This is a genomic window from Neorhizobium sp. 05N33 (assembly GCF_056397445.1).
Map to the genome: position 1 here is coordinate 23,745 of NZ_JBFTNK010000021.1, position 24,240 is coordinate 47,984.

The 24,240-nt window shown below is 64.3% G+C and carries 22 protein-coding genes and 2 riboswitches; of the genes, 14 read left to right on the forward strand and 8 right to left on the reverse strand.

The window, feature by feature from the left end:
• Window positions 1-130: 130 nt before the first annotated feature.
• The 3 genes from purU (at window position 131) to AC1DLT_RS28595 (ending at window position 4,375) form a co-directional block, all read left to right on the forward strand.
• Window positions 131-1,015, forward strand: coding sequence for a formyltetrahydrofolate deformylase (purU, locus tag AC1DLT_RS28585; protein ID WP_038547091.1), 885 nt, complete (start codon window positions 131-133; stop codon window positions 1,013-1,015).
• An 85-nt stretch (window positions 1,016-1,100) separates the two neighbouring features.
• A complete protein-coding gene (locus tag AC1DLT_RS28590; protein ID WP_477488982.1) occupies window positions 1,101-3,746 on the forward strand; it encodes an aminotransferase class III-fold pyridoxal phosphate-dependent enzyme in 2,646 nt (881 codons plus the stop codon).
• A 431-nt stretch (window positions 3,747-4,177) separates the two neighbouring features.
• A complete protein-coding gene (locus tag AC1DLT_RS28595; protein WP_038591355.1) occupies window positions 4,178-4,375 on the forward strand; it encodes a hypothetical protein in 198 nt (65 codons plus the stop codon).
• Window positions 4,376-4,428: 53 nt separating this feature from the next.
• Here AC1DLT_RS28595 and AC1DLT_RS28600 read toward each other — a convergent pair whose 3' ends face one another.
• Window positions 4,429-4,665, reverse strand: a complete 237-nt coding sequence (locus AC1DLT_RS28600) for an Lrp/AsnC ligand binding domain-containing protein (protein WP_038547100.1) — start codon at window positions 4,663-4,665, stop codon at window positions 4,429-4,431.
• 53 nt (window positions 4,666-4,718) lie between these two features.
• Window positions 4,719-5,657 (reverse strand): LysR family transcriptional regulator, encoded by a 939-nt coding sequence (locus tag AC1DLT_RS28605; RefSeq protein ID WP_477488983.1) that lies wholly within the window; start codon window positions 5,655-5,657, stop codon window positions 4,719-4,721.
• 98 nt (window positions 5,658-5,755) lie between these two features.
• On the opposite strand from AC1DLT_RS28605, the gene AC1DLT_RS28610 reads away from it, so the two are divergent.
• The 3 genes from AC1DLT_RS28610 to AC1DLT_RS28620 are packed head-to-tail and all read left to right on the forward strand — an operon-like array spanning window position 5,756 to window position 9,639.
• The gene (locus tag AC1DLT_RS28610) at window positions 5,756-7,039 is read left to right on the forward strand and encodes an NAD(P)/FAD-dependent oxidoreductase (protein ID WP_477488984.1); all 1,284 of its coding nucleotides are present in this window, start codon (window positions 5,756-5,758) and stop codon (window positions 7,037-7,039) included.
• Between the two features lie 56 nt (window positions 7,040-7,095).
• The gene (gene amaB / locus AC1DLT_RS28615) at window positions 7,096-8,637 is read left to right on the forward strand and encodes an L-piperidine-6-carboxylate dehydrogenase (RefSeq protein WP_477488985.1); all 1,542 of its coding nucleotides are present in this window, start codon (window positions 7,096-7,098) and stop codon (window positions 8,635-8,637) included.
• Window positions 8,638-8,640: 3 nt separating this feature from the next.
• The gene (locus AC1DLT_RS28620; protein ID WP_477488986.1) at window positions 8,641-9,639 is read left to right on the forward strand and encodes a P1 family peptidase; all 999 of its coding nucleotides are present in this window, start codon (window positions 8,641-8,643) and stop codon (window positions 9,637-9,639) included.
• Here AC1DLT_RS28620 and cobD read toward each other — a convergent pair.
• A complete protein-coding gene (cobD, locus tag AC1DLT_RS28625) occupies window positions 9,632-10,660 on the reverse strand; it encodes a threonine-phosphate decarboxylase CobD (protein ID WP_477488987.1) in 1,029 nt (342 codons plus the stop codon). The two genes, AC1DLT_RS28620 and cobD, sit on opposite strands and share 8 nt — an antisense overlap.
• Between cobD and cbiB the strand changes: the two genes are divergently transcribed.
• A complete protein-coding gene (cbiB, locus tag AC1DLT_RS28630; protein ID WP_477488988.1) occupies window positions 10,659-11,624 on the forward strand; it encodes an adenosylcobinamide-phosphate synthase CbiB in 966 nt (321 codons plus the stop codon). The two genes, cobD and cbiB, sit on opposite strands and share 2 nt — an antisense overlap.
• Here cbiB and AC1DLT_RS28635 read toward each other — a convergent pair.
• From AC1DLT_RS28635 to AC1DLT_RS28650, 4 genes are read right to left on the reverse strand one after another with little or no spacing between them, the layout of a single operon-like run.
• The gene (locus tag AC1DLT_RS28635) at window positions 11,608-13,077 is read right to left on the reverse strand and encodes a cobyric acid synthase (RefSeq protein WP_477488989.1); all 1,470 of its coding nucleotides are present in this window, start codon (window positions 13,075-13,077) and stop codon (window positions 11,608-11,610) included. The two genes, cbiB and AC1DLT_RS28635, sit on opposite strands and share 17 nt — an antisense overlap.
• 2 nt (window positions 13,078-13,079) lie before the next feature.
• Window positions 13,080-13,694 (reverse strand): cob(I)yrinic acid a,c-diamide adenosyltransferase, encoded by a 615-nt coding sequence (gene cobO, locus AC1DLT_RS28640; protein ID WP_037087557.1) that lies wholly within the window; start codon window positions 13,692-13,694, stop codon window positions 13,080-13,082.
• Entirely contained in the window at window positions 13,691-14,452 is a 762-nt protein-coding gene (locus AC1DLT_RS28645; RefSeq protein ID WP_477488990.1) for a CbtA family protein, read from the reverse strand. Before AC1DLT_RS28645 ends, cobO begins: the two co-directional genes overlap by 4 nt.
• Window positions 14,453-14,465: 13 nt before the next feature.
• On the reverse strand, window positions 14,466-14,642 hold the full coding sequence (locus AC1DLT_RS28650; RefSeq protein WP_038591377.1) for a CbtB domain-containing protein: 177 nt from the start codon (window positions 14,640-14,642) through the stop codon (window positions 14,466-14,468).
• Window positions 14,643-14,679: 37 nt separating this feature from the next.
• Window positions 14,680-14,908, reverse strand: a riboswitch (cobalamin riboswitch).
• 59 nt (window positions 14,909-14,967) lie between these two features.
• Window positions 14,968-15,207, forward strand: a riboswitch (cobalamin riboswitch).
• 107 nt (window positions 15,208-15,314) lie between these two features.
• On the opposite strand from AC1DLT_RS28650, the gene AC1DLT_RS28655 reads away from it, so the two are divergent.
• Genes AC1DLT_RS28655 through AC1DLT_RS28685 form a run of 7 tightly spaced genes read left to right on the forward strand, consistent with a single transcriptional unit; the run spans window position 15,315 to window position 23,508 of the window.
• Window positions 15,315-15,725, forward strand: a complete 411-nt coding sequence (locus tag AC1DLT_RS28655) for a DUF1636 family protein (RefSeq protein WP_477488991.1) — start codon at window positions 15,315-15,317, stop codon at window positions 15,723-15,725.
• Complete coding sequence (gene cobW, locus AC1DLT_RS28660; RefSeq protein WP_477488992.1) at window positions 15,722-16,759, forward strand: cobalamin biosynthesis protein CobW; 1,038 nt, start codon at window positions 15,722-15,724, stop codon at window positions 16,757-16,759. Before AC1DLT_RS28655 ends, cobW begins: the two co-directional genes overlap by 4 nt.
• Before the next feature lie 18 nt (window positions 16,760-16,777).
• Complete coding sequence (gene cobN / locus AC1DLT_RS28665; protein ID WP_477488993.1) at window positions 16,778-20,071, forward strand: cobaltochelatase subunit CobN; 3,294 nt, start codon at window positions 16,778-16,780, stop codon at window positions 20,069-20,071.
• A complete protein-coding gene (gene cobG, locus AC1DLT_RS28670; protein WP_477488994.1) occupies window positions 20,068-21,381 on the forward strand; it encodes a precorrin-3B synthase in 1,314 nt (437 codons plus the stop codon). The genes cobN and cobG overlap by 4 nt, the downstream gene beginning before the upstream one ends.
• On the forward strand, window positions 21,378-22,007 hold the full coding sequence (locus tag AC1DLT_RS28675; protein WP_247039428.1) for a precorrin-8X methylmutase: 630 nt from the start codon (window positions 21,378-21,380) through the stop codon (window positions 22,005-22,007). The genes cobG and AC1DLT_RS28675 overlap by 4 nt, the downstream gene beginning before the upstream one ends.
• On the forward strand, window positions 22,004-22,744 hold the full coding sequence (locus AC1DLT_RS28680; protein ID WP_247039429.1) for a precorrin-2 C(20)-methyltransferase: 741 nt from the start codon (window positions 22,004-22,006) through the stop codon (window positions 22,742-22,744). Before AC1DLT_RS28675 ends, AC1DLT_RS28680 begins: the two co-directional genes overlap by 4 nt.
• Window positions 22,741-23,508 carry a precorrin-3B C(17)-methyltransferase gene (locus AC1DLT_RS28685; protein WP_477488995.1) on the forward strand — a complete coding sequence of 256 codons (768 nt, stop codon included), beginning with the start codon at window positions 22,741-22,743 and terminating at the stop codon, window positions 23,506-23,508. The genes AC1DLT_RS28680 and AC1DLT_RS28685 overlap by 4 nt, the downstream gene beginning before the upstream one ends.
• Here the strand turns inward: AC1DLT_RS28685 and AC1DLT_RS28690 are convergent.
• Window positions 23,484-24,239, reverse strand: a complete 756-nt coding sequence (locus AC1DLT_RS28690) for a cobalt-precorrin-6A reductase (RefSeq protein ID WP_477488996.1) — start codon at window positions 24,237-24,239, stop codon at window positions 23,484-23,486. The genes AC1DLT_RS28685 and AC1DLT_RS28690 overlap by 25 nt on opposite strands.
• Window position 24,240 lies beyond the last annotated feature (1 nt).

The following is a 24,240-nucleotide window of genomic DNA, read 5'->3' on the forward strand; positions in this document are numbered from 1 at the left end:
TGTACACATTTTAGGACCAAGCTCGGGCCTCGTTGGGCATTTTCCTGTCCCCTAGGGGCTGGATATTGCCCGGCGCCAATTTTATGTATACACGGAACGGCCGACCGATGGCAGAGGAGGGAGAATTTGCATGAACAACTACGTCCTGACCGTATCCTGCAAGACAACGCGCGGCATTGTCGCGGCGATTTCCGGCTTTCTGGCGGAAAAGGGTTGCAACATCATCGACTCATCGCAGTTCGATGACCTCGACACGGGCAAGTTCTTCATGCGCGTCAGCTTTCTCTCCGAAGAAGGCGCCGAGCGTCCGGCGCTGCTCGAAGGCTTCAAGCCGATCGCCGGCCGGTTCGAGATGGAATGGGAGATCTTCGATACCGATGAGCGGATGAAGGTTCTCCTGATGGTCTCCCGTTTCGGCCACTGCCTGAACGACCTCCTCTACCGCTGGAAGATCGGCGCGCTTCCGATCGATATCGTCGGCGTCGTCTCCAACCATTTCGACTACCAGAAACAGGTCGTCAACAACGACATCCCCTTCCACCACATCAAGGTGACGAAGGAAAACAAACCGCAGGCCGAAGCCCAGCTTCTCGATCTGGTTGAGCAGAGCGGCACGGAACTCATCGTGCTGGCCCGCTACATGCAGGTTCTGTCCGACAGTCTCTGCAGGAAGATGTCCGGCAAGATCATCAATATCCACCACTCCTTCCTGCCGAGCTTCAAGGGTGCCAATCCCTACAAGCAGGCCTATACCCGCGGCGTAAAACTGATCGGCGCGACGGCGCATTACGTCACCGCCGATCTCGACGAAGGCCCGATCCTCGAGCAGGACACGGTGCGCATCACCCATGCGCAATCGGCCGACGACTATGTTTCGCTCGGTCGTGACGTCGAAAGCCAGGTCCTGGCGCGCGCCATCCACGCCCATATTCATCACCGTACCTTCATCAACGGCAATCGTACCGTCGTCTTCCCGCCGAGCCCCGGTTCCTACGCTTCGGAGCGTATGGGCTAAGACCCAGCCAACGTCGGTGAAAAGGCCTATGGACGCAGGCCTTTAACGCTCTATCCTCTTCGGAAGCGCCCTTCCGGAGAGGTTCATGTCCGACGTCCTGCCAGAACTCATCGAGCCTCCTGCAAACGACCTTTCGATCGACGTGATCGAGGGCGTTCTACGCGACCACTACGGGCTTTCCGGGCAGATCTTCCCGATCGAGGGACGGCAGAACCCCTACTTCCTGATCGACAACGGCCACTTGCGCTATCTGCTCAAAATATCGCCCGCCAACGATCCCATCGAGGAGATCGAGGCGGAACACGCCTTGATGCGCCATATCCTGCGCAGTCCCGACGGACCGCGGGTTCCCGAACCGGTGATGACCAAGGACGGCGGCGACATGCTTGTCCTGCCGCTCGGCGGCGAAGACCGGCGTGTCCGCCTCCTGACATTCCTGGAAGGTGCGCCGCCGCCGACCGGTGAACGACTGTCGGATCGATCCGTCGCCGCCTTCGGATCGATCTCGGCCGAACTTGCGAAAAGCCTCCAGGATTTCGAACATCCGGTCCTCGAGCGCGAGCCGGAAGGCGACCTGCGCAAGGCCGGCCCCCAGACGGTCTCGCTTCTGTCCACCGTCGCCGACCAGGAAATCCGCGACGTGATCGCCAAGGCGATGGTGACGGCGCTTCGGCGCATCCAGCCGCTCGGCCCGGGCCTCAGGGTCGCGGCGGCACATCAGAACCTGAATGCCGGAACCGTCATCGGCGAAGATACGGATGGCACATGGATGCCAACCGGCGTGACGGATTTCTCAGGCATTTCCAACGGCTGGCTCGTCGCCGGTTTTGCCAATACCTGCGCCTACCTGCTCGCGGATCGCGATGGAGATCCGTTCGCCCTGCTGCCGGCGATCCGCGCCTACCACGAGATCTATCCTTTCACCCTGGCCGAGCTCGAAGCCCTGTGGCCGCTGGTCGTCGCCCGCACCGGCATTCTCGCCGCCGAAGCCGAGAGCCGGCAGGCCTTGTCGCCCGATGATCCACAGGCAAAGGAGGAGACCGAGAAACGCCGTGCGGTGCTGAACGGCGCAACCGCCGTTTCCCCGGCACAGGTCTTTGCAGCCATCCTCGATGCCACGGGAATGACGAAGCCGTTGCCGGAAATCGGCCGGCTCCTGCCCGATATCGACCCGGAAACTTTCCGGCTGGTGGACTTGAGCGTCACCAGTCCGCTTCTCTACGGCGGAAACTGGACGGACACCGACAACGACTGGAAGCTGCTTGCCCACATCTCCCGGGAGACCGGCCGCGCCAGCACCCGTTACGGCGAATACCGACTTTCGAAAGGCAGCACCGACGCGCAGCAGGAGCCGGAAAGTTTCGCGCTCCATATCGATGCCTGTATCCCCGCCCGGATAACGGCAGTGGCGCCTTTTGCCGGGACGCTGAAAAGCGCCGGCCCCCGCCTTGTCCTTGTCGGACGCGACCTGACCCTGCATGTCGAAGGCCTCGAATGTACGCTTGCCGAAGAGACGGAGCTCGCCGCAGGCGAGCCGATCGGCGTGATCGCCGGAGCGGATAACTCTGTCGGCGGCCTGCGGCTCAGGCTCTGCCTCGATCCGGATCTCGTGCCGCCGCTTTTCTGCACGCCGACCGGGGTCGGCAGGTGGTCGAGGTTATGTCCTTCCCCGGCTGCATTGCTCGGCATCGATGCGAATGCCCCGGCTCCGAAACATTTCGATCAGCCGGTCCGCGGCTGGAAGGAATATCTCTTCGACGCAGCGGGCCGCACCGCGCTCGATCTCGGCGGTCAGGCGCCGCTGATCGGCCATGGACATCCGCGCCTCGCCGCCGCGACTTACCGCCAGACCATCCTGCTCAACCGCGCCACGAGCCATCCATCCGAGCCGGAGGAGGTGTTGCGAGCGCAACTGGCCGAGCTTGCGCCTGAAGGTTTGAACCATGTCGCGTTTGCGGCCAGCCGTGGCGACGCTCTGGATCTTGCCTTCCGGCTCGTCCGCGCCCACACGAACCGGGCCCGGATCATCGGCCTGCCGGGCTTCCGGGTGGATCGCCGCGACCCGGACCTTTTCACTGTCTCCGCCATCGGCACCGCAGCCGACATGATCCACGATCTCAAGGACGTGGCAGCCGTGCTCGCGAACGGCTACGACGAGGCCTTGCACCTCGACGAGCCGCTGGCCGAACTTCGAGAGAAGGCCGGCCTGCTGGTCATCGACGAAACCGCAACCGGCTACGGCCGCCTTGGCCACCACACCTGGGGTTTCTCGCACCGGGGCTTGGCGCCGGACCTTCTGATCACCGACGGGCCGCACGGAGGGGCGCCGGCGCTTCTGCTGACGCGGCCCGAAATCGCGGCAAGCCTTGCCACCGACGAACGTCCGCCGGCGATCTCTCCGGTCGAAGCCGCAGCGGCCGCAGCGACGCTCGATGTCATCAGGGAAGAACAATTGCGGGAAAACACCCGCGAGATCGGCGGCCATCTGAAGACGCGGCTCGAAAGCCTTGCCGAACGCTTTCCGGCGATCCGTGCCGTGGCCGGCAGCGGCTTGCTGCTTGTGGTCGATCTGTCGGACGAGGCGGCGAACCTTGGCGAACGGCTACGACCCGGGTTTATCGTCGACGATAGCATGGCGAAGCGCATTGTCCTGCGTCCGCCGTTATGCCTCAGCCGCGAAAGCGCAGACGGGTTGGTGGATCGGATCGAAACCCTGCTCTCGGAAATTTGAGCTGGCCGATCCGGCTTTTGCCGAAATTTTCCACCGTCGATCCTTGCTTGGATGGAAAAGCCACCTATCTCAGGGCTGACAGGCAATGGCTAAGAATCGCGAATGAAATTTCACAATTCGGCCTTCTTCCTGTCATCAGTCGGAAAAAAATTCTAGGTAGATTGATTTCCGTTGATCATTTTGTGGGACTCGCCTACAGATGATTTTCGTTCGGCCTGCTGAGTCTCGCCGACTTTCGCGCAACGCCATGAAGGGAGAGTGACATGTTTAAATTCGTCCGCGTCGCCACCTTTGGTGAGGCCGCGTTCAAAATGAATGGCACGGATCGCCGCTCCCTTCCGTGCTGTCGAATGTAACGCTTCAGTTCAATCGTTCCTGAAAATTTTCATTCGCCAGAGCTGCGTCGCAAGCAGCCAAAGCGGGAGTCTGCCATGCAGAAGCAAGTAATCGAGTTCGGCGGCGAGCCCGTCGGTATTGTCATTCCTGATGCGGATCGGCTGAAATTCATCGCCGTGAAATTCCATGTCATCGATCTGGACGAGCAGCGTTTCGGCTCTGCCGACGAAGTGCGTCTTGCAATCCGTGAGCTGGTTCGCTCGCGCAACAGCGCCTCGGCGGCGCATGCCTGAGATTTTTAAATCCAATCCAAAAAGCCGCCCCTGTGGCGGCTTTTTTATTGCGCTCAAAACGCAGTGAAGGTCATCGTCGTCAGCGAACGTTCGATGCCGGGAATGGACGCGATCTTCTCGTTGACGAAGCGGCCGATCTCGTCATTGTCCTTGATATAAACCTTCAGTAGCAGGTCCCATTCGCCACTGGTCGAATAAAGCTCGGAGGCGAGTTCGGTCTTGTAGATGGCGTCGGCAACCTCGTAAGTCTTGCCGGGCTTGCAGCGGAGCTGGACGAAAATAGGTTTCATGGACGTCTTCCCGTCGGTCGGATCGCCTTCGCGATCATGATGGACATGTCCGACTATTGGCCGATGCCGCCGCCGTTCGCAAGCATATCCTGGCAATTCTCGTCGCGATGAATTTCGTCGGTGATCCAGTCCCGGAAGGCGGCAAGCGGCGGGTAGGTGGCTCGATCGGGCGGATAGGCAAGATGATATTGCCCGGTCTCCATCTCCTCGGCCTCCACGGCGGGCACCAGCAGGCCCTGTTCCAGCTCCCGGCCGATCAGGAACCGCGGCAGCAGCGCCGCGCCGAGGCCGGCGGTTGCCGCCTCGACCATGGTGATGAACTGGTCGAACAGCATCCCATGCAAGGCATCGAACGTGATGCGGTTCTTTGAAAACCACAATTCCCAGGCGTCCGGCCGGGTATTGAGATGCAGTAGCGGCGCCTGCAGCACGTCGGCCGGAGTTTGAAGATTGTGCCGCGCCTTGAACTCCGGACTGCATGCGGGCAGCACTTCCTCATCCATCAGGAAGGTAAGCGCCGCGCCCGGCCAGCGAGCCGCACCAAAATGAATGGCGGCATCCAGCGTGTCGAACCGGAAATCGAACGGTTCGAGCCGTGTGATCAGGTTCACGACCATGCCCGGATGCGCATCGAGAAACCGCCCGATCCGTGGCGTCAGCCAGCGTGTGCCGAAAAACGGCAGGATTGCGAGGTTCAGCGTGCCGCCGGAGGGGTTGGCCCTCAGATTGAGCGAGGCATGCGAAATGCGCCTGAGCGCCTCCCGCACCTCGCGAGCATAACCGTCGCCCGCAAGCGTCAGGCGGATCGTCTGGCGCTCCCGTAAGAACAGCGCCACGCCGAGCTGTTTTTCCAGCGCCGAAATCTGACGGCTGACGGCGCTCTGGGTCAGGCCGAGCTCGTTTGCCGCCGCGGTGACGCTGCCGGTGCGGGCCGCAGCCTCGAAGGCGGAAAGCAGCGAGAACGACGGCAAAAAGCGCCGGGGCGGCAGCATGTCATTCCTCCAGCGAATGATCTGTTGAGAACATGTCGATATTCATCGATAACGGCTCCCTGTAAAGAGTTGGCGATCAACGCTCCCGGACAATCATCATGCTGAACGATCCCCGCTCTCACGGCCTCTGGGAAAAGACCGCCCCCGCCCCGCCGCTCACCACCCGGCTGGAGGAGGCGATATCTGCCGATGTGGTGATTGTCGGCGGCGGATATACGGGGCTCTCGGCCGCGCTGCATCTTGCGCAAGCGGGGACCAATGTCGTGCTGCTCGAGGCGGCCGAGATCGGTTTCGGCGGCGCCGGCCGCAATGTCGGCCTCATCAATGCCGGCATGTGGGTAATGCCCGACGATTTTCCGAAGGAACTCGGCCCTGTTTACGGTGAACGCCTGCTCGACCTGCTCGGCAACGGCCCCGCCCTTGTCCGTGAGCTGATCGACAAACACGCCATCGCCTGCGAACTGGAAAAGAACGGCACGCTGCATTGCGCCGTTGGCCCGGAAGGGCTGAAGGAACTGGAGGAGCGCGCGCGCCAATGGCAAAAGCGCGGCGCGCCGGTGACCTTGCTCGACGCGGTCGAGACCGAGCGCCGTGTCGGTTCCACCGCCTATTCCGGATCGTTGCTCGACATGCGCGCCGGCACGCTGCAGCCGCTTGCCTATGCGCGTGGTCTTGCCCATGCGGCGGTGAAGGCTGGCGCCAGGCTTTACACAGGCAGCGCTGTCACCAGCACCGGCGAGGTCGAGGGCCGAAAGTTCGTCAAGACGGCCTCCGGTCAGGTGACCGCCGACTGGGTGATCGTCGCAACCGATGCCTACAGCACCGGTCCGTGGGAACAGGTACGCCGCGAGCAGGTGCACCTGCCCTATTTCAACCTCGCCACCACGCCGCTCAGCGACAACCTGCGCCGCTCCATCCTTGCCGGACGTGAGGGTTGCTGGGACACCAAGGAAATCCTCTCTTCCTTCCGCATGGATCAGGCCGGCCGGCTGGTCTTCGGCTCCGTCGGCGCCCTGCGCGGAACAGGTACGGCGATCCACAAGAGCTGGGCTCGGCGCTCGCTGAAACGCATCTTCCCGCAGCTCGGCGCGGTGGAATTCGAGGCCGAGTGGTACGGCAAGATCGGCATGACCGACAACGCTTTGCCACGCCTCCACAAATTCGGCCGCAATACAATCGGTTTTTCCGGTTATAATGGGCGAGGCATCGCGCCCGGCACGACGTTCGGCAAGCTGCTTGCAAAACATATCCTCGGGGAGATCTCCGAGGCCGACCTGCCCCTGCCGCTTTCTAACCCGCAGGAACCGGCCTTCCGCGCCATCAAGGAAGCCTATTACGAAGCGGGCGCACAGGTTGCCCATTTCGCCGGCGAGCGGTTCTGATTGCGAAACTGCCACCGATTTGTAGATTGATGAAAATTACACATCCGGAGACTGACATGACGCTCGCCACTCTCGATCTCGCTGCTGAGGTAAAAGCCATCCTGAGCGATCTCGGCGTGAAAGCCGAAAGCTATACCGGCGGCACGCTCGCCGTCCGTTCCCCGATCACGGGCCTGGAAATCGGCAGACTGCCGGAAGAAACCGCCGCAGGCGCCGCAAAGGCGATCGATGCCGCCCATGCAGCCTTCCTCGAATGGCGGCTGGTGCCGGCTCCCAAGCGCGGCGAACTGATGCGCCTGCTCGGCGAGGAACTGCGCGCGGCCAAGACCGCACTCGGCCGGCTGGTCTCCATCGAAGTCGGCAAGGTGACCTCCGAAGGCCTCGGTGAAGTGCAGGAAATGATCGACATCTGCGATTTCGCCGTCGGCCTTTCCCGCCAGCTCTACGGCCTAACGATTGCCACCGAACGTTCCGAACACCGGATGATGGAAACCTGGCATCCGCTCGGCGCGATCGGCATCATTTCCGCCTTCAACTTCCCGGTCGCCGTCTGGTCCTGGAACGCGGCGCTCGCGATCGTCTGCGGCAATTCCACCGTCTGGAAGCCGTCCGAAAAGACACCGCTGACCGCGCTCGCCACCCAGGCAATCTTCGAAAAGGCACTCGCGCGTTTCGTCGCAGATGGCGGAAAAGCCCCGAAGAACCTTTCGACCGTTCTGATCGGCGGCCGCGATATCGGCGAAGTCCTCGTCGATCATGACAAGATCCCGCTGGTTTCCGCAACCGGCTCGACGGCCATGGGCCGGGCCGTCGGCCCGCGGCTTGCGTCGCGCTTCGCCCGCTCGCTGCTGGAACTCGGTGGCAACAATGCCGCGATCGTCGCCCCGACCGCCGATCTCGACCTGACGCTGCGCGGTGTCGCCTTCGCCGCCATGGGCACGGCCGGCCAGCGCTGCACTTCGCTGCGCCGCCTCTTCGTGCATGACAGCGTCTACGAAACGCTGGTGCCGCGCCTTGCCAAGGCCTACCAGTCGGTGACGATCGGCAGCCCGCTCGAAAACGGCAATCTCGTCGGTCCGCTGATCGACAAGGCTGCTTACGACAAGATGCAGAAGGCGCTGGAAGCAGCCAGGACCGAAGGCGGCAAGGTGACCGGCGGCGAACGTGTTCACCAGGACGAGGCGGCAGACGCCTATTACGTCCGGCCGGCGATCGTCGAAATGCCGTCCCAGACCGGTCCGGTCAAGGACGAGACCTTTGCGCCGATCCTCTACGTGATGAAGTATTCGAGCTTCGACGAAGCGCTCCACCTGCACAACGACGTGCCGCAGGGCCTTTCCTCCTCGATCTTCACCAACGACATGCGCGAAGCCGAGACCTTCGTTTCTGCCCGCGGCTCGGATTGCGGTATCGCCAACGTCAATATCGGCCCTTCGGGCGCCGAAATCGGCGGAGCGTTCGGCGGTGAGAAGGAAACCGGCGGCGGCCGCGAATCCGGCTCAGACGCATGGCGCGTCTATATGCGCCGCGCCACCAACACGCTGAACTACGGCCGCACCCTGCCGCTCGCGCAGGGCGTCAAGTTCGACATCGAGTAAACGATGGCGAATAGTCTGAACCTGTTGACCGATATCGAAGGCGTGGCCGTCGGCCATGCCACCGATCTTGCCCTGGGGTCGGGCGTCACGGCGATCATCTTCGACGAACCGGTAATCGCCTCCGGCTCCGTCCTCGGCGGCGCGCCGGGCGGCAGGGATACGGCTCTGCTCGATCCGTCGATGACCGTGCAGACGGTCGATGCCTTCGTGCTGTCGGGCGGCTCTGCCTTCGGTCTCGATGCGGCCGGAGGGGTGCAATCGGGTCTGCGCGAAACGGGTCGCGGTTTCCAGGTCGGCAGCGTCCGCGTGCCGATCGTGCCGCAGGCGATCCTGATGGACCTGCTGAACGGCGGCGACAAGGACTGGGGCTTGCATTCGCCCTATCGCGAGATGGGTTACGAAGCCTTCCGGACCGCCGCCAAGGGTGAGTTCGGGCTCGGAACCATCGGCGCCGGAACAGGCGCGACGACGGCGACGTTCAAGGGCGGCATCGGTTCGGCGAGCGCCCGGACTTCGACGGGCCATACGGTCGCGGCACTGGTTGCCGCCAATGCCCTGGGCTCGGCGACGATAGGCGAAGGCCCGCATTTCTGGGCCGCTCCCTTTGAAGAAGACAATGAATTCGGCGGCCTTGGACTACCTCCGACCTTCGACAACCGCATGCGCCTCAAGGGCCGCAATGTGACGTCGACGACGATAGGCGTCATCGTCACCGATGCCGTGCTGACCAAGGCACAGGCGCACCGGCTTTCCATCCTCGCCCATGACGGGCTTGCCCGTGCCATCCTGCCGGCACATCTGCCCTTCGACGGCGACACGATCTTTTCGGCGGCGACCGGGGCGAAACCTTTAAGCGACCCCTCGGATTTCATGGAAATCTGCCATCTGGCGACGCTGGTAACCGCCCGTGCCGTGGCCCGCGGCGTCTACGAGGCGACGGCTTTGCCCAATGCAAGCGCCCAGATCGCCTGGCGCGACAAATTCACTTCGCCGGCTAAATAGTTTTCAAGGCTTCTTGGAGCCGCGGCCAGTCGCGCTCGCAGGGAAGGCCGATCCTCAGATCCTCGGGCCGTTCCTCGAACCGGCGCACCAGAATGCCCTGCTCTCCAAGATGCCGGAAAACCGCCTGCGCGCGAGGATCCCGGATGAAGCGGAACAGCGACGTTCCATCCGTGACAGGTATTCCAGCAGCACCGAGCAGTGCATCCAGCCGCGCCGCATCCTCTTTCAGCCTCAGCCGCATCGCGGCCTGCCATCCGACATCGGCAAGTGCCTCGTTCGCCACGTGCAACGCCGGGCCGGACACCGCCCAGGGACCCAGCCGGTTCTCGATTCTCGCCACCGCTTCCGGACGCGAAATCACGAAACCGAGCCGCAGGCCCGCCATGCCGTAGAACTTGCCGAAGGAGCGCAGCATGACGAGACCGCCGGCATCCACCGCGTCGGTGACGCTCGATGCTTCCGAGACGTCCATGAAGGCTTCGTCCACGACCAGCAGCCCGCCCTTCGCGCGCATGACTGCAGCGAGCGCCAAAAGGTCGGCGCGCGAGATGATCCGTCCGGTCGGGTTGTTGGGATTGACGATGACGGCGAGGTCGGCTTCCGCCAGCCGATCCAGATCGTCGGTTTCGGCGACCTCGAAGCCGGAAAGTCGCGCCGTGCGGGCATGCTCAGCATAGGTGGGCGAAAGAACCGCAGCACGGCCTTTCCGGGCGATCAGATCAGCGACCATCGGCAGCAGGATCTGCGTCCCCGGCCCCGCCGCGACATGTGCCGCCGACGGCGCGCCGTAGGCAGTAGCGGCAAGGGCCTTCAGCCTTTCCGCCGATGCGACGTCAGGCAGTCGCGTGAAAGCATTGTCGGGCAGGGGCGAATACGGATAGGAATGCGGGCTGATACCGGTGGAAAGATCGACCCAGGGTTCCGGCGCATGGCGAAACAGCGCCCGGGCACGGGAAAGATTGCCGCCGTGCTGTATCGGATCGCCAATTTCACCGCCAATCTCAGGGCCTGCCAACTTCATGTTCCTTCTCGCATTTTTCGCCCTGATCACGGAGCGTATCGTGGGTTATCCGGACTGGCTGTTCCGGCGCATCGGCCATCCGGTCACCTGGATCGGCGCACTGATATCCCGGCTCGACCGCGATCTGAACCGCGAAAGCGACGACTTTTCCACCCGCAAGCGAAAGGGCGTGCTCGCGCTTCTGGCGCTTCTCGGCATCACCGTCCTGCTCAGCCTGGTGATCGAATACGACCTGAGAATGATCCCCCTCGGGCCGATCCTGCTGGTCCTGATCGCCGCGAGCCTGCCGGCGCAGAAGAGCCTTGAAACCCATGTCGAGGCCGTGGCGACGGCGCTGCGATACGGAGGCCTGGATGCCGGGCGGAAAGCGGTCTCGAAAATCGTCGGGCGTGATCCGGAAAAGCTCGATGAAGCCGGCGTCTGCCGCGCGGCGATCGAGAGCCTCGCCGAGAATTTTTCGGACGGCGTGGTAGCGCCGGCCTTCTGGATGGGGATCGGCGGTCTTGCGGGCGGCGTCGGCTACAAGGCGGCCAACACCGCCGACAGCATGATCGGCCATAAACTGCCGCGTTACGAAGCGTTCGGCTGGGCGGCAGCGCGTTTCGACGATCTTATCAACCTGCCCGCCTCGCGCCTGAGCGCCCTTCTGTTCGTGATCGCTGCAGGTTTCATCGATCGCGCCTCGCCGGGCAACGCGATCCGCGCCATCAGGCGGGATGCCCGCCATCACCGGTCGCCGAATGCCGGCTGGCCGGAAGCGGCGATGGCCGGCGCGCTCGGCATTGCGCTCGCCGGGCCGCGCAGCTATGGCGGACAGATGATCGAGGCGCGATTCATGGGCGAGGGCGGGCGTTCCGAGCTCACCTACGACGACATTCGCCGCGCGCTGAAACTCGCCCGCGTTGCCGACGCTCTGCTGATCGGCCTTTTCGGCCTTTTGGCGCTGATTATCTGGCAAGTTTGAGCAGCCCATCGAGATCGAGATGCATTTCCATATGGGCGGCCAACCGGTCGAGTACCGCATCCACGCCTGCCTCGTAATCGAGGCCGGAGTCAGAACCACCAAGCCGCGTCAGCCAGGCCGACCGCTGCCGGTCGTCGGAAAACAGACCGTGGAGATAGGTGCCCCAGACCCGGCCACCCGCGGATATCGCGCCTTCCGGGTTGCCGCCGACGATCGAGAACGGGCATTGGCAATCCACGCCAGACGTCCGTCCGATATGCATCTCATAGCCGGACACAGAAATTCCGTCGAAGCTTTCGCCCGAGACGGCCTCCAGCCGTTTATCGCCGGAAAGAACGGTCTCGACATCCAGCAAACCCAGCCCTTCGATCGAACCGGGCGGCCCTTCCGTCCCTTCCGGATCGGAAATCGTCTGGCCAAGCATCTGATACCCGCCGCAGAGGCCGAGCACGCGACCGCCGCGGCGGACATGGGCGGCGATATCGACGTCGAAACCGGCCGCCTTCAGCGCCCGCAGATCGGATATCGTCGCCTTCGAGCCGACCAGCAGCACGAGATCGCAATCGCCGGGAATGGCCTGCCCCGGCCGGACCCGGATGAGATCGACATCCGGCTCCGCTTCCAGCGGATCGAGATCGTCGAAATTGGAGATATGCGGCAGGATCGGCACCGCGATCCTGATCTTCGCACCCGCCTTCCGCACCGATGGCGCATTGAGGCCCAGCGCATCTTCGGCCGGCAGCCGGGCTGCATCGGCAAAATGCGGCAGCAGCCCGACCGACTGCCAGCCGGTGAGCTCCCCGATCATCCGCATGCCGTCGGCGAACAGGGCCGGATCGCCCCGAAACCGATTGACGATAAAACCCCGGATCATTGCCGCATCCTCGGGATCGAGCACCAGCCTGGTGCCGGCAAGGCTGGCGATCACCCCGCCGCGGTCGATATCGCCGATCAGCACCACCGGCGCGTCGGCGGCCCGGGCAAACCCCATATTGGCGATGTCGTTGTGGCGAAGATTGATTTCCGAAGCGCTGCCGGCGCCTTCGACCAGGACGAGATCGGCCTGGTTGCGGAGGATGTCGAAGCTTTCCAGAACCCGCGGCATCAGTGTCCGCTTGAGCATCTGATACTCGGCGGCCTTGGCATTGCCTTCGACCCTGCCTTGCACCACCACCTGCGCACCGACCTCGCTCTGCGGTTTCAGGAGCACCGGGTTCATGTGGACGCTGAGCGGCGCGCCGGCGGCACGCGCCTGCAGCGCCTGCGCCCGGCCGATTTCGCCGCCATCCGCGGTGACCGCAGCATTGTTCGACATGTTCTGCGGCTTGAACGGCATGATCTTCAGGCCGCGCAGCGTAAAGGCGCGGGCAAGGCCGGCCACCACCAGCGACTTGCCCACATCCGAGCCCGTTCCCTGAAACATCAGCGCCCGAGCTGGCTTGGACCCAACCATGGCTAAAACTCTATGCCGGCCTGGGCCTTCACGCCCGCCTTGAAGTGATGCTTGACCAGCGACATCTCGGTCACCATGTCGGCGGCCTCGATCAGCGCCGGCTTGGCGTTGCGGCCGGTGACGACCACATGCAGATCCGGCCGCCGTGCCTGTAGCGCGGCGACGATCTTGTCGAGATCGAGGTAATCATAGCGAAGCGCGATGTTGAGTTCGTCGAGGATGACGAGCCCGATCGTCTCGTCCGCCATCAGCTCGAGTGCCTTTTCCCAAGCCTTTTCCGCCGCGGCGACATCCCGCTTCAGGTCCTGGGTCTCCCAGGTGAAACCTTCGCCCATCGTGTGCCAGACGACGCGGTCACCGAAGACGGCAAGCGCCGGCTGCTCCCCGGTCGACCAGGCGCCCTTGATGAACTGCACGACGCCGACCCGGCGGTTGTTGCCGAGCATGCGCAGCGCCAGGCCGAAGGCGGCGGTGGATTTGCCCTTGCCGGGCCCGGTATGGACGATGAGAAGACCCTTTTCCTGGGTCTTCTCGGCGACTTCCGCATCTTGAACCGCCTTGCGGTTCGCCATCTTGGCGCGGTGACGCTCGACGGACGCCTCGTCGATCTCCTTCACCGGGAAACGAGCTTCGCCGGAGATCCGGCAGAAGCTTCCTCGCCAGCGCGGAACTTTTCGCGGACCACACCGGCCAGCGCACCGAGCACCGCCCAGAACACCAGGTTGGTGGCATAGACGGCGTTGACGAAGCGGGCATAAAGATCCATCGGCACGGCCGTTTCATGGCTTGGCGGCAGCGGCGCGCCAACCAGATGCGGCGCGATCAGAAGTATGATCGCAAGCGCTGCGAACGCGGCCGAACGGGTATAGGCAAGCAGGCCGAGGCCCACTGCCGTGCAGACCGCTGTCGAGACCCACCAGATCTGGCGCGGCCCGAGTTCCGCGGCCGGCATTCCGGGCAGTTCCGGCGGCAGGCCAAGGCCGGGCGCAAGGATGACGGCGAGGAAACCGGCAATGCCGAACATCAGGCCGCCGCGCCAGCCCTTGAAGCCGCCGAACGCTTCCGAGGCGGCGATGAGGACAAGGGCAAAACCGATAGCCGACAGCATGTCCGCGGCGAGTGTATAGATGAAACGCTCGAAGCCATCGGCGGGAGCCCAGGCTTCCTCGCCGTGGTGATGCTCGGCGGCGGATGCCGCAGCACCTGCGGCAGGTGCTGCGTCATGGCTGTGGCCTGCCTCGGGCGCGGCATTTTCGAACACTTCCGCCTGCAGGATCAGCGGCACGGTGGAGAAGCTCTGCATCACGGTAAGCAGCAATCCGGACAAAAGCCCGGCGATCACCGCCGTGAAGACGATGTTGCGAAACAACGACATTTGGGAGAACTCCTCAGTGGCAGGGGAAGGCGAGCGAGTGGCGCGTGTCATGCGCGGCATTGTGGACGACTTCCAGATGCGAGAAGCCGACAAAGCCAACGATGAACAGGCCGAGCAGGGCCGTCATGCTGAGGGGAATGATCTTCGAAGCGGAAATGGTGACTGCAGCTGCAGCAGAATTCAGTACCATGGTCTCGTCCTTTCGCCCTCCACCCGAGGGCCGTTCACGTTCTTTGCCGCCTCTGGCAGGTCTCCTGGCTCGCGGATCGGACGCCTTCTCCCGCCTTCCCAGGATACCGTTGGCCGGATTTCCCAGTGGCTTGACGGCCGGACGGCCGTTTTGGTCGAAGACTTTCCGCTTACAGTTGCGGGGGCAGCCGCGGGTTGGACGGCGGAATTCCGTCGTACCGCATTCCCTCTAAAACCCTTTCGGGCACCATAGGCTCGGTCACTATAGACGAATTCGGCGTGACGGCAATCGCCTTTGCGACGCATTGACATGGGCCTGCGACCGGGCTTACTTGAAAGGAGATGGTCCCTTTCCGGCAACGGGGAGGGCTAAGAGAGAATGCGGTGCGATCCCTTTTTCAGGATCAATGCCGCGGCTGCCCCCGCAACTGTAGGCGGCGAGCCATTGCCTAAAACGGCCATTTGGCCGTCAAGCCACTGGGAAATCCGGCCAACGGTATCCTGGGAAGGCAGGCAAATGGCGACGACCCGCGAGCCAGGAGACCTGCCGTCCGATTAATTTTGCTTCACCGGGCGGGGTGCTCCGGAGGAAGTGTCTCGATCACCGCAGAGGGATTTCGACCTTCTGCTCCGCGCCCCGATTTTTCGACCCCGGCGGGAACGCGGCTGACCGATGAGTGACCACCGACCAGATGATCCGGCAACCGCCGGCCCGGCAGATGTGACGATTTTCGTCTGCACCAATTGCCGCGATGCGTCCGACGGCGAAATCCGACCGGGCGTCGCGCTGATCGCGGCGCTGCGCGAGGCAGCAAACGGCAAGCCGCTCGCGGTCAAGCCGGTCACCTGCCTTGCCAATTGCGAAAAAAGCCCGAGCGCCGCCTTCAACCACAAGAGCGGCTGGTCCTATGTCTTCGGCCACCTGTCGCTCGACAATGTCGAGGACATCGTCACCGGCGCGATGATGCTGGCCGAGGACGAGCGCGGTTTCCTTCCCCTTCGCGGCCGCCCGACCTGCCTGCGCGGCAAGGGCATGACGGCCCGTATTCCACCCTTTCATCACCATGAGGACATGCCATCATGAGCGTTTCGTTCGACCGCGTTCCCTGCACCGTCGTTACCGGGTTTCTGGGAGCCGGCAAGACCACGCTGATCCGCAAGCTGATCGAAAACTTGAAAGGCAAGCGGCTGGCGATCATCGTCAACGAATTCGGCGATGTCGGCATCGACGGCGACGTGCTGAAGGGCTGCGGCGTCGAAAGCTGCCCGGAAGACAACATCATCGAGCTTGCCAACGGCTGCATCTGCTGCACGGTCGCCGACGATTTTGTGCCGGCGATCGACCGTATCCTTGCCATCGAACCCCGCGTCGACCACATCCTCATCGAGACGTCCGGCCTCGCGTTGCCAAAGCCGCTCGTCCAGGCGTTCCAGTGGCCTGACGTTAAAGCCCGAGTGACGGTCGACGCGGTGATTGCCGTGGTCGACGGACTGGCGCTTGCCGAAGGCCGCGTTGCCGACGATCACGAGGCGCTGGAAGCGCAGCGCGACGCGGACGGTTCGATCGACCATGACGATCCAGTCGAGGAAGTGTTCGAGGACCAGGTGGCCTGTGCCGACATGATCGTGCTCACCAAGAGCGACCTCCTGGATGCCGCCGGCCTCGCGACCGCCAGGGATCGCGTGTCCGCCCATCTGCCGCGTGCCGTGAAAATCGTCGCGGCCGCCAATGGCGCCATCGATCCGGCCGTACTGATTGGCCTCGGCCTCGCCGTCGAAGACGATATCGAAAACCGCAAGACCCACCATGACGACGAACTCGACCACGATCACGACGATTTCGACAGCTTCGTCGTCGATCTGGCCGCAGTCACCGATGCCGAACAGCTCGCCGCCCGCATTTCTGCGACCGCGGAGGCAGAGAACGTGCTGCGCATAAAAGGCTTCGTGGAAGTCGCGAACAAGCCGATGCGCCTGCAGGTTCAGGCGGTAGGATCGCGCGTGAGCCATTATTTCGACCGCGCCTGGGCGCCGGGCGAAGCGCGAGCAAGCCGCCTCGTCGTGATCGGCGAAAAGGGCATCGACCGCGCGGCGATCGAAAGGATGCTGGCCGCATAAGTAGGCCCCGAGGGAAGGATGCACATACTCGCCACCACATCGTCGTCGCTTGACGACCTCATCGAACCGGTCGACCTTAATCAGCCGCCGGCCGACGTGGTGGTGCTATCCTTTTCCGGCAGCGACCTGAACGGCGTTGTGGCCGTCTGGGGTCCGGATTTAACAAGCCTCCGCCTCACCAACCTCTCCGACCTTCGCCATCCTATGTCGGTCGATCTCTGGATCGAGAAGACGGCTACCCATGCCAAGGTCATCCTCGTCCGTATTCTCGGCGGATACGACCGCTGGGCTTATGGCGTGGAAGAACTTTCGCGCATGGCGAAGCGGAAAAAGATCGCGCTGGCGCTGCTGCCCGGCGAATGCAGCATCCGCGACGAACGACTGATCGCGGCCTCGACCGTTTCGGAAGACCGGATCGCCGGCATCCTGAGCTGCTTCCGCGAAGGCGGGCCGGCCAACATGCAGCTTCTGGCGAGGTTGCTGACGACGCTGGCCGAGGGCAAAACGGAACCGCTGCCGCAGGCAGCCCCGGTGCCGAAGGCTGGCTACTACGCGCCCGGAAAAGGCATCGTCGAGGCCAACGACCTGCTGGCCCGCTTTGTGCCGGATGCGCCGCGCTTGCCGATCCTGTTCTACCGCTCCATGCTGCTTGCGAATGACGCGGCGCCGATCGACGCACTGTTCGAGGCGCTGAAAAAGCGCGGTTTTGCACCGGTGCCAATCTTCGTCGGCGGACTGAAGGAGCCGGATGCACTGGCCTTCGTCGAACAGGCGGTCTCGGACCTGAAATCTGCGGCCATCCTTTCCACCACCGCCTTTGCCAGCGGCACTGATGGCAACGGTGAGACGGTCTTCGACCGCACCGGCGTGCCGGTCTTCCAGGTCGTCGTCGCCACGACCCGCCGCGATGGCTGGACGGAGAGCCGGCGCGGCCTCAACCCCGCCGACCTCGCCATGCACGTCGTCCTGCCGGAACTCGATGGACGCATTCTTGCCGGCGCGATCTCCTTCAAGGCAGGCGAAAGCTCCGCCAATCTCGTCAACCAGCCGGAACCGGACCGGGTCGAACAGGTCGTCGACCGTATCGCCGCCTTCCTGCGGATGAAGGCGGCACCGCGTGCCGAGCGAAAGATCGTTATCTTGATGCCGGACTATCCGAGCGCGCCCGGACGCACCGGTTATGCCGTCGGCCTGGACGTGCCACAGAGCGTGCTCGGGATGCTGCATGAATTATCGGTAGCCGGCTATGATATTTCGGATATCCCTGAGACTCCGCGTGATCTTCTCGATCGCCTGGGTGCCCAGTCCGCCGGCCACCCACGCGCCGCCTACGATCCCCTGCCCGTTGCAGAGGCGGCGTGGGGCGGGCCCGAAGCCGATGAAGACCTCAGGGACGGCACTTTCCGTTTCCGCGCCGCGAGCTTCGGCAACATCACCGTCGCGCTCGCGCCCGACCGCGGCCGCAATGCCGATCGCCGCGCCGACTATCACAGCCCGGACCTTCCCCCTCGCCACGCACTGATCGCCTTCGGCCAATGGATGCGCGAAACACTTGGCGCGCATGCGATCGTTCATGTCGGCGCGCACGGGACGCTCGAATGGTTGCCGGGCAAGACCGTGGCGCTGTCGAAGAACTGCTTCCCTGAGATCGTCACTGGCGGTCTGCCGGTCATCTATCCGTTCATTGTCTCCAATCCGGGCGAGGCGGCGGTCGCCAAACGGCGGATCGCCGCCGTCACCATCGGCCATCTGCCGCCGGTCCTGGCCGACGCCGGCCTTTCCGACGAACAGAAGAAGCTGGAACTGCTGGTCGACGAATATGCCCAGGCCGACGGGCTCGACCGCCGCCGCCGCGACCGGCTGGCCAGGCTGATCGTCGAGACCGCCCGCGACACCGGACTGGCCGGCGAGGCCGGCGTTTCGAACAGTGACGATCCGGATACGGCGCTCACCCGCATCGACGCCTTTCTCTGCGATCTCAAGGATTTTTCGATCAAGGACGGCCAGCACGTTTTCGGGCAAGTCGCGTCCGGCGATGACGACCTGCTGCGCATCCAAAGCGCCGAGACCGAACGACAGGCCTTGCTCGACGCACTCGACGGCAAGCACATCCGCCCAGGCCCATCCGGTGCCCCGGCCCGCGGCCGCCGCGACGTCATGCCGACCGGCCGCAACCTCTTCGCCAGCGATCCGCGCACCCTGCCGACGCCGACCGCCTTCGAACTCGGCAAACGCGCCGCGGATGAAATCCTGCGGCGTTATCTCCAGGATCACGGCGACTGGCCGAAAAGCCTCGTTTTCGATCTCTGGGGCAGCGCGTCCCTGCGCAGCGGCGGCGAGGAAGTGGCCCAGGTCCTGGCACTGATGGGGGCGAGACCCGTGCAGGATACGGCGACAGGCCGTGTCACTGGTATCGAAGTCCTGCCGCCGGCAGCGCTCGGCCGCCCGCGGGTCGACGTGACGCTTCGAATTTCCGGCCTGTTCCGCGACATGTTCCCCGCCCTGATCGCCCTGCTCGACGTCGCGATGCGCACCATCGCCAGCCGTGAGGAAGCGCAGGGCGACAATCCTCTCGCCGAAGAGGCACAAACGCTCGGGCACGTCCCCTCACGCATCTTCGGCTCGGCACCGGGCACCTACGGCTCCGGCATCGAGGAAAAGCTCGCCGACGGCACTTGGGGCGAACGCGAGGAGCTGGGCCGCATCTATCTCGATGCGACGAGCCATTCCTTCGGCGGCGCGGAGGGCGATGCCAGCCACGTGCCCGGCCAGTTCGCGAACCGCATCGGTACCGCCGATCTGCTGGTCCATACCGGCGACGACCCGGGCCGCGACCTGCTGGACGGCTCGGCCGACGTCGCCTTCATCGGCGGATTTGCGGCGGCAGTCGCGGCACTGGGCGGCAAGGCGGATGTGATCGCACTCGACACGACCGATCCGCAAAAACCTCGTGCCCGTTCGATTTCCGAAGCGGTAACCCGCGTGGTGCGCGCCCGCGCCGTCAATCCGCGCTTCATCGCCGGCCAGATGCGTCACGGCCCGCGCGGCGCTGCCGAACTGGTAGAAACGGTCGACCGTCTGATCGGTTTTGCCGAAACTACCCATGCCATTCCACAATCGCTGATCGAAGCGACCTACGACGCCTATCTCGGCGATGAGAAGGTCCGCGACTTCCTGCTGAGCCAGAACCCCGAAGGCGCCCGCTTCATGGCCGAGCGGTTCCGCTCGGCCCTTCGCCGCGGCCTCTGGCATCCCCGCCGCAACGCGATCGACGCCGAGCTCGAAATGCTCACCCGGGAGAAGGTCGCATGACGGCGCTTTCCCTCGATCGAAGCACGCCGGATATGCGCCGCGGCGCCTGCCCCGCCCTCTCCGCCCCGATGCAGACCGGCGACGGGCTTCTTGCCCGCGTCGCACTGACTGACGCGATTACCCCGGCACAGCTGGCGGAGCTCTGCCGGTTGGCGCGGCGCCATGGCAACGGCGTTCTCGATATTTCCGCCCGCGGCAACCTGCAGGTCCGGGGACTGAGCGAGGCCTCGGCTCCCGTTCTCGATGCCGATGTCCGCGCGCTGGACCTGCCGCTTCGCGAGGGACTTGCTGTCGAAACTCCGCCCCTGGCGGGGATGGACGACACCGAGATCGCCGATCCGCGCGCCATAGCCGAGGCGATCCGCCAAGGCGCCCGCGACATCCCCGGCCTTGCTCCAAAGATGTCGGTGGTGGTTGACGGTGGCGGACAGCTCAGGCTTTCCGACCTCCTGGCCGATATCCGGCTCACCGCCGTTTCCAGCGATGAAGGCATCCACTGGACCCTACTTTTGGGCGGGACCGAAACAACCGGTCGCGTTTTCAATGTTTTACGTGAAACAGAGGCCGTCTCCGCCACTCTGGCGCTGCTTCGAAAGCTCGGCGAAAAGGGACAGAAGGCGAGGGGACGCGATCTCGCCGCCGGCTTGCCCACGAACGATGTGCCCAGCCGGCCAGCCTCGCCTTTCGGCCCCTTCCGCCTCTCCGAAGATCTTTTCGCGGCAGGCATCGGCCCGGCCTTCGGTCAGGCAAACGCCGAGGCCCTGATCGCTCTTTGCGACGAAGCCGAGCGACTGGGAATACAGTCCCTGAAACCAGCCTTCGACCATTCGCTCCTGTTTTTCGGCGCTCAAACCGCCTGCGAAGCGCTGACCGCTTTTGCCGGCAGCAACGGCTTTATCACCTCGCCGAGCGATCCGCGTTCGGCCATTGCCGCCTGCTCCGGAAGCCCCGCGTGCAATTCCGCGAGCGTCGCCACCCATGAACTCGGCGCCAAAGCGGCGGAAGAGTGCGGCGATCTGCTGGACGGCTCGTTCAAGCTGCACGTGACCGGCTGCCCCAAGGGCTGCGCCCATCCGCAGCCGTCAGCGCTTGCGCTCTGCGGGACGACCACGGGCCTTTCGCTGATCGCCCACGGAAAAGCGGCCGACGAGCCCTTTGCCTCGGTCACTTTTGCCGATACCAACAACTCCCTTCGCCGCATCGCCGATCTTGTCCGAGACGAAAGGCGCGCCGGCGAAAATTCCGCCGCCTGCCTCGCCCGTCTGGGACCGCGCCGGCTTGCTGCGGCCGTTACGTCAGGACGATCATGAACAGTTACGATTACATTCGCGAAGGCGACGCGATCTACGAAAAATCCTTCGCGATCATCCGCGAGGAAGCCGACCTCTCGCCCTTTTCGTCGGAACAGGCCGAGATCGCGGTGCGCATGATCCACGCCTGCGGGCTGGTCGAGGCGGCCCAGCATTTCCGGTTTTCGAAGGATTTCGTTGCCCAGGCGCGGGGCGCGCTGCACGCCGGCAAGCCGATCTATTGCGATGCCGAGATGGTGGCCCACGGCATTACCCGCGCCCGCCTGCCGGCCCATAACCAGGTGATCTGCACGCTGCGCGACAGCCGCACGATCGAGCTTGCCAAGACGCTTGGCAACACCCGCTCGGCTGCCGCGCTGGATCTCTGGGACGAGATGGAAGGCGCAGTCGTCGCGATCGGCAATGCGCCGACCGCGCTCTTCCGCCTGCTCGAAATGCTGGACGCCGGCGCACCGCGCCCGGCTGCAATCATCGGCATGCCGGTCGGTTTCGTCGGTGCAGCAGAATCCAAGGAGGCGCTGATGGAGGCGACGCTCGGTATTCCCTATGCAATCGTGCGCGGCCGCATGGGCGGCTCGGCGATGACGGCGGCCTGCGTCAACGCACTGGCGAGGGCCGGACTGTGAACGCCGCGCTCATCAAGGGCAGGCTCACCGGCGTCGGCACCGGACCCGGCGATCCCGAACTGCTGACGCTGAAGGCGGTGCGTGCGATCCACGAAGCGGACGTGATCGCCTTCTTCTGCAAGAAAGGCTCGAGCGGCAACGGCCGCGCCATCGTCGAGGCACATATCCGGCCGGGTACGCTCGAGCTGCCGCTGGTCTATCCGGTCACCGTCGAGACCCACAAGGACGAGGCCGATTATCGCGGCCCGATCGCCGATTTCTTCGACCGCTCCGCGGACGACATCGCCGCGCATCTCGATGCGGGCAGGCACGTCGCCGTGCTGAGCGAAGGCGACCCGCTGTTCTACGGATCCTACATGCACCTGCATGTGCGGCTGGCCGACCGCTACCACGCGGAAGTCATCGCCGGCGTCACCGCCATGTCCGGCTGCTGGTCGATGACCGGCATGCCGCTTGTCCAGGGCGACGATATTCTAAGCGTGCTGCCCGGAACCCTGTCCGAAGAGAAGCTTGCGGAGCGACTTGAAAACACCGACGGCGCAGTGATCATGAAGGTTGGCCGCAACCTGCCAAAAATCCGCCGGGCGCTAGCCTCCGTCGGCAAGCTGTCCGGAGCGCTCTATGTCGAGCGCGGCACGATGGCGAACGGCGCAGCACAGCGTCTGGAAGAGCGCGACGAGAGCCCTGCACCCTATTTCTCGATCGTACTCGTGCCCGGCTGGAAGACGCGGCCATGACAACGGGTTCGTTGACCGTCGTCGGCCTTGGCCCCGGCAATCCCGACCAGATGTCGCCGGAGGCGGCCGCCGCAGTGATGGCTGCTGAGGATTTTTTCGGCTATTTTCCGTATATCGACCGTTTGAACCTCCGTCCCGACCAGCGCCGCCACGCATCCGATAACCGGGAGGAACTGGCGCGCGCCCGCACCGCGCTCGAAATGGCGGCAGGCGGAGGCAAGGTCTGTGTCGTCTCGGGCGGCGACCCCGGCGTGTTCGCTATGGCCGCCGCGGTCTGCGAGGCGATCGACGAAGGTCCGGCCTTATGGCGCGAGATCGATTTTTCGGTCGTTCCCGGCATTACCGCCATGCTGGCCGTCGCGGCCAAGGCCGGTGCGCCGCTTGGCCATGATTTCTGCGCCATCTCGCTTTCGAACAATCTGAAGCCCTGGGATGTAATCGAGAAACGCCTGGTCGCAGCGGCGACGGCCGGGTTCGTGATGGCTTTTTACAACCCGATCAGCAAGGCGCGCCCGCATCAGCTCGGCGAAGCCTTCGATATCCTGCGCGCCCATCTGCCCGGCACCGTGCCGGTGATCTTCGGCAGAGCCGCCGGCCGGCCGGATGAAGCCATCCGGATCGTGCCGCTTGCTGAGGCGACAGGCGATATGGCCGACATGGCGACATGCGTGATCGTCGGCACCGCGGAAACGCGGCTGATTGAGCGGGAGAACCGGCGCCCGATCGTCTATTCCCCGCGTTATTTCAGGGGCGCCGGCGCATGATCGAGCCAGGCCAGCATCTCCTCCACGGTCTCGACGGACGGCACTTCCGGCAGGTCCGGACGGCGGATCAGGACGACATCGATACCAAGTTCTCGCGCAGCGACGATCTTGCCGTAGCTCGCCGGCCCGCCGCTGTTCTTGGCGACGATCACCTCGATGCCGTGGTCCCGCAGGAGCCGGGCCTCGTCCGCCTGTTCGAAGGGGCCGCGCGCGGTCAGATAGACGGCGTTCGGGACGGAAAGCGCCGGCTCGACCGGATCGACGCTACGGACCAGGTAGTGGTGCTGRGGCGCGGCCTCGAAGGGCAGAAGTTCCTGCCGGCCGAGCGCCAGGAATGCTTTTCGCGGGGCCTCACCCAGAGCTTTGACCGCATCGGCGACACTGTCGATTTCGATCCAGCGGTCACCGGGCTGACTCACCCAGGCCGACCGTCGCAAGGCGACAAGCGGAACGCCGGAAATCTCGGCGGCTTCGGCCGCATTGCGGGACATCTGAGCTGCATAAGGATGCGTCGCGTCGATCAGAATCGAGACGTCTTTTTGCCGGAGGTAAGCGGCAAGCCCTTCGGCACCGCCAAAACCGCCGACACGCACCGGCACGGGTTGCTCGGCCGGCGCGCGCGTGCGCCCGGCAAGCGACAGCTCCACGGCAAACCGCGGATCGCCGGCGAGTTTTCCGGCCAGCGCGCGGGCTTCCGCCGTGCCGCCGAGAATGAGAATGGAGCGTTGCAAG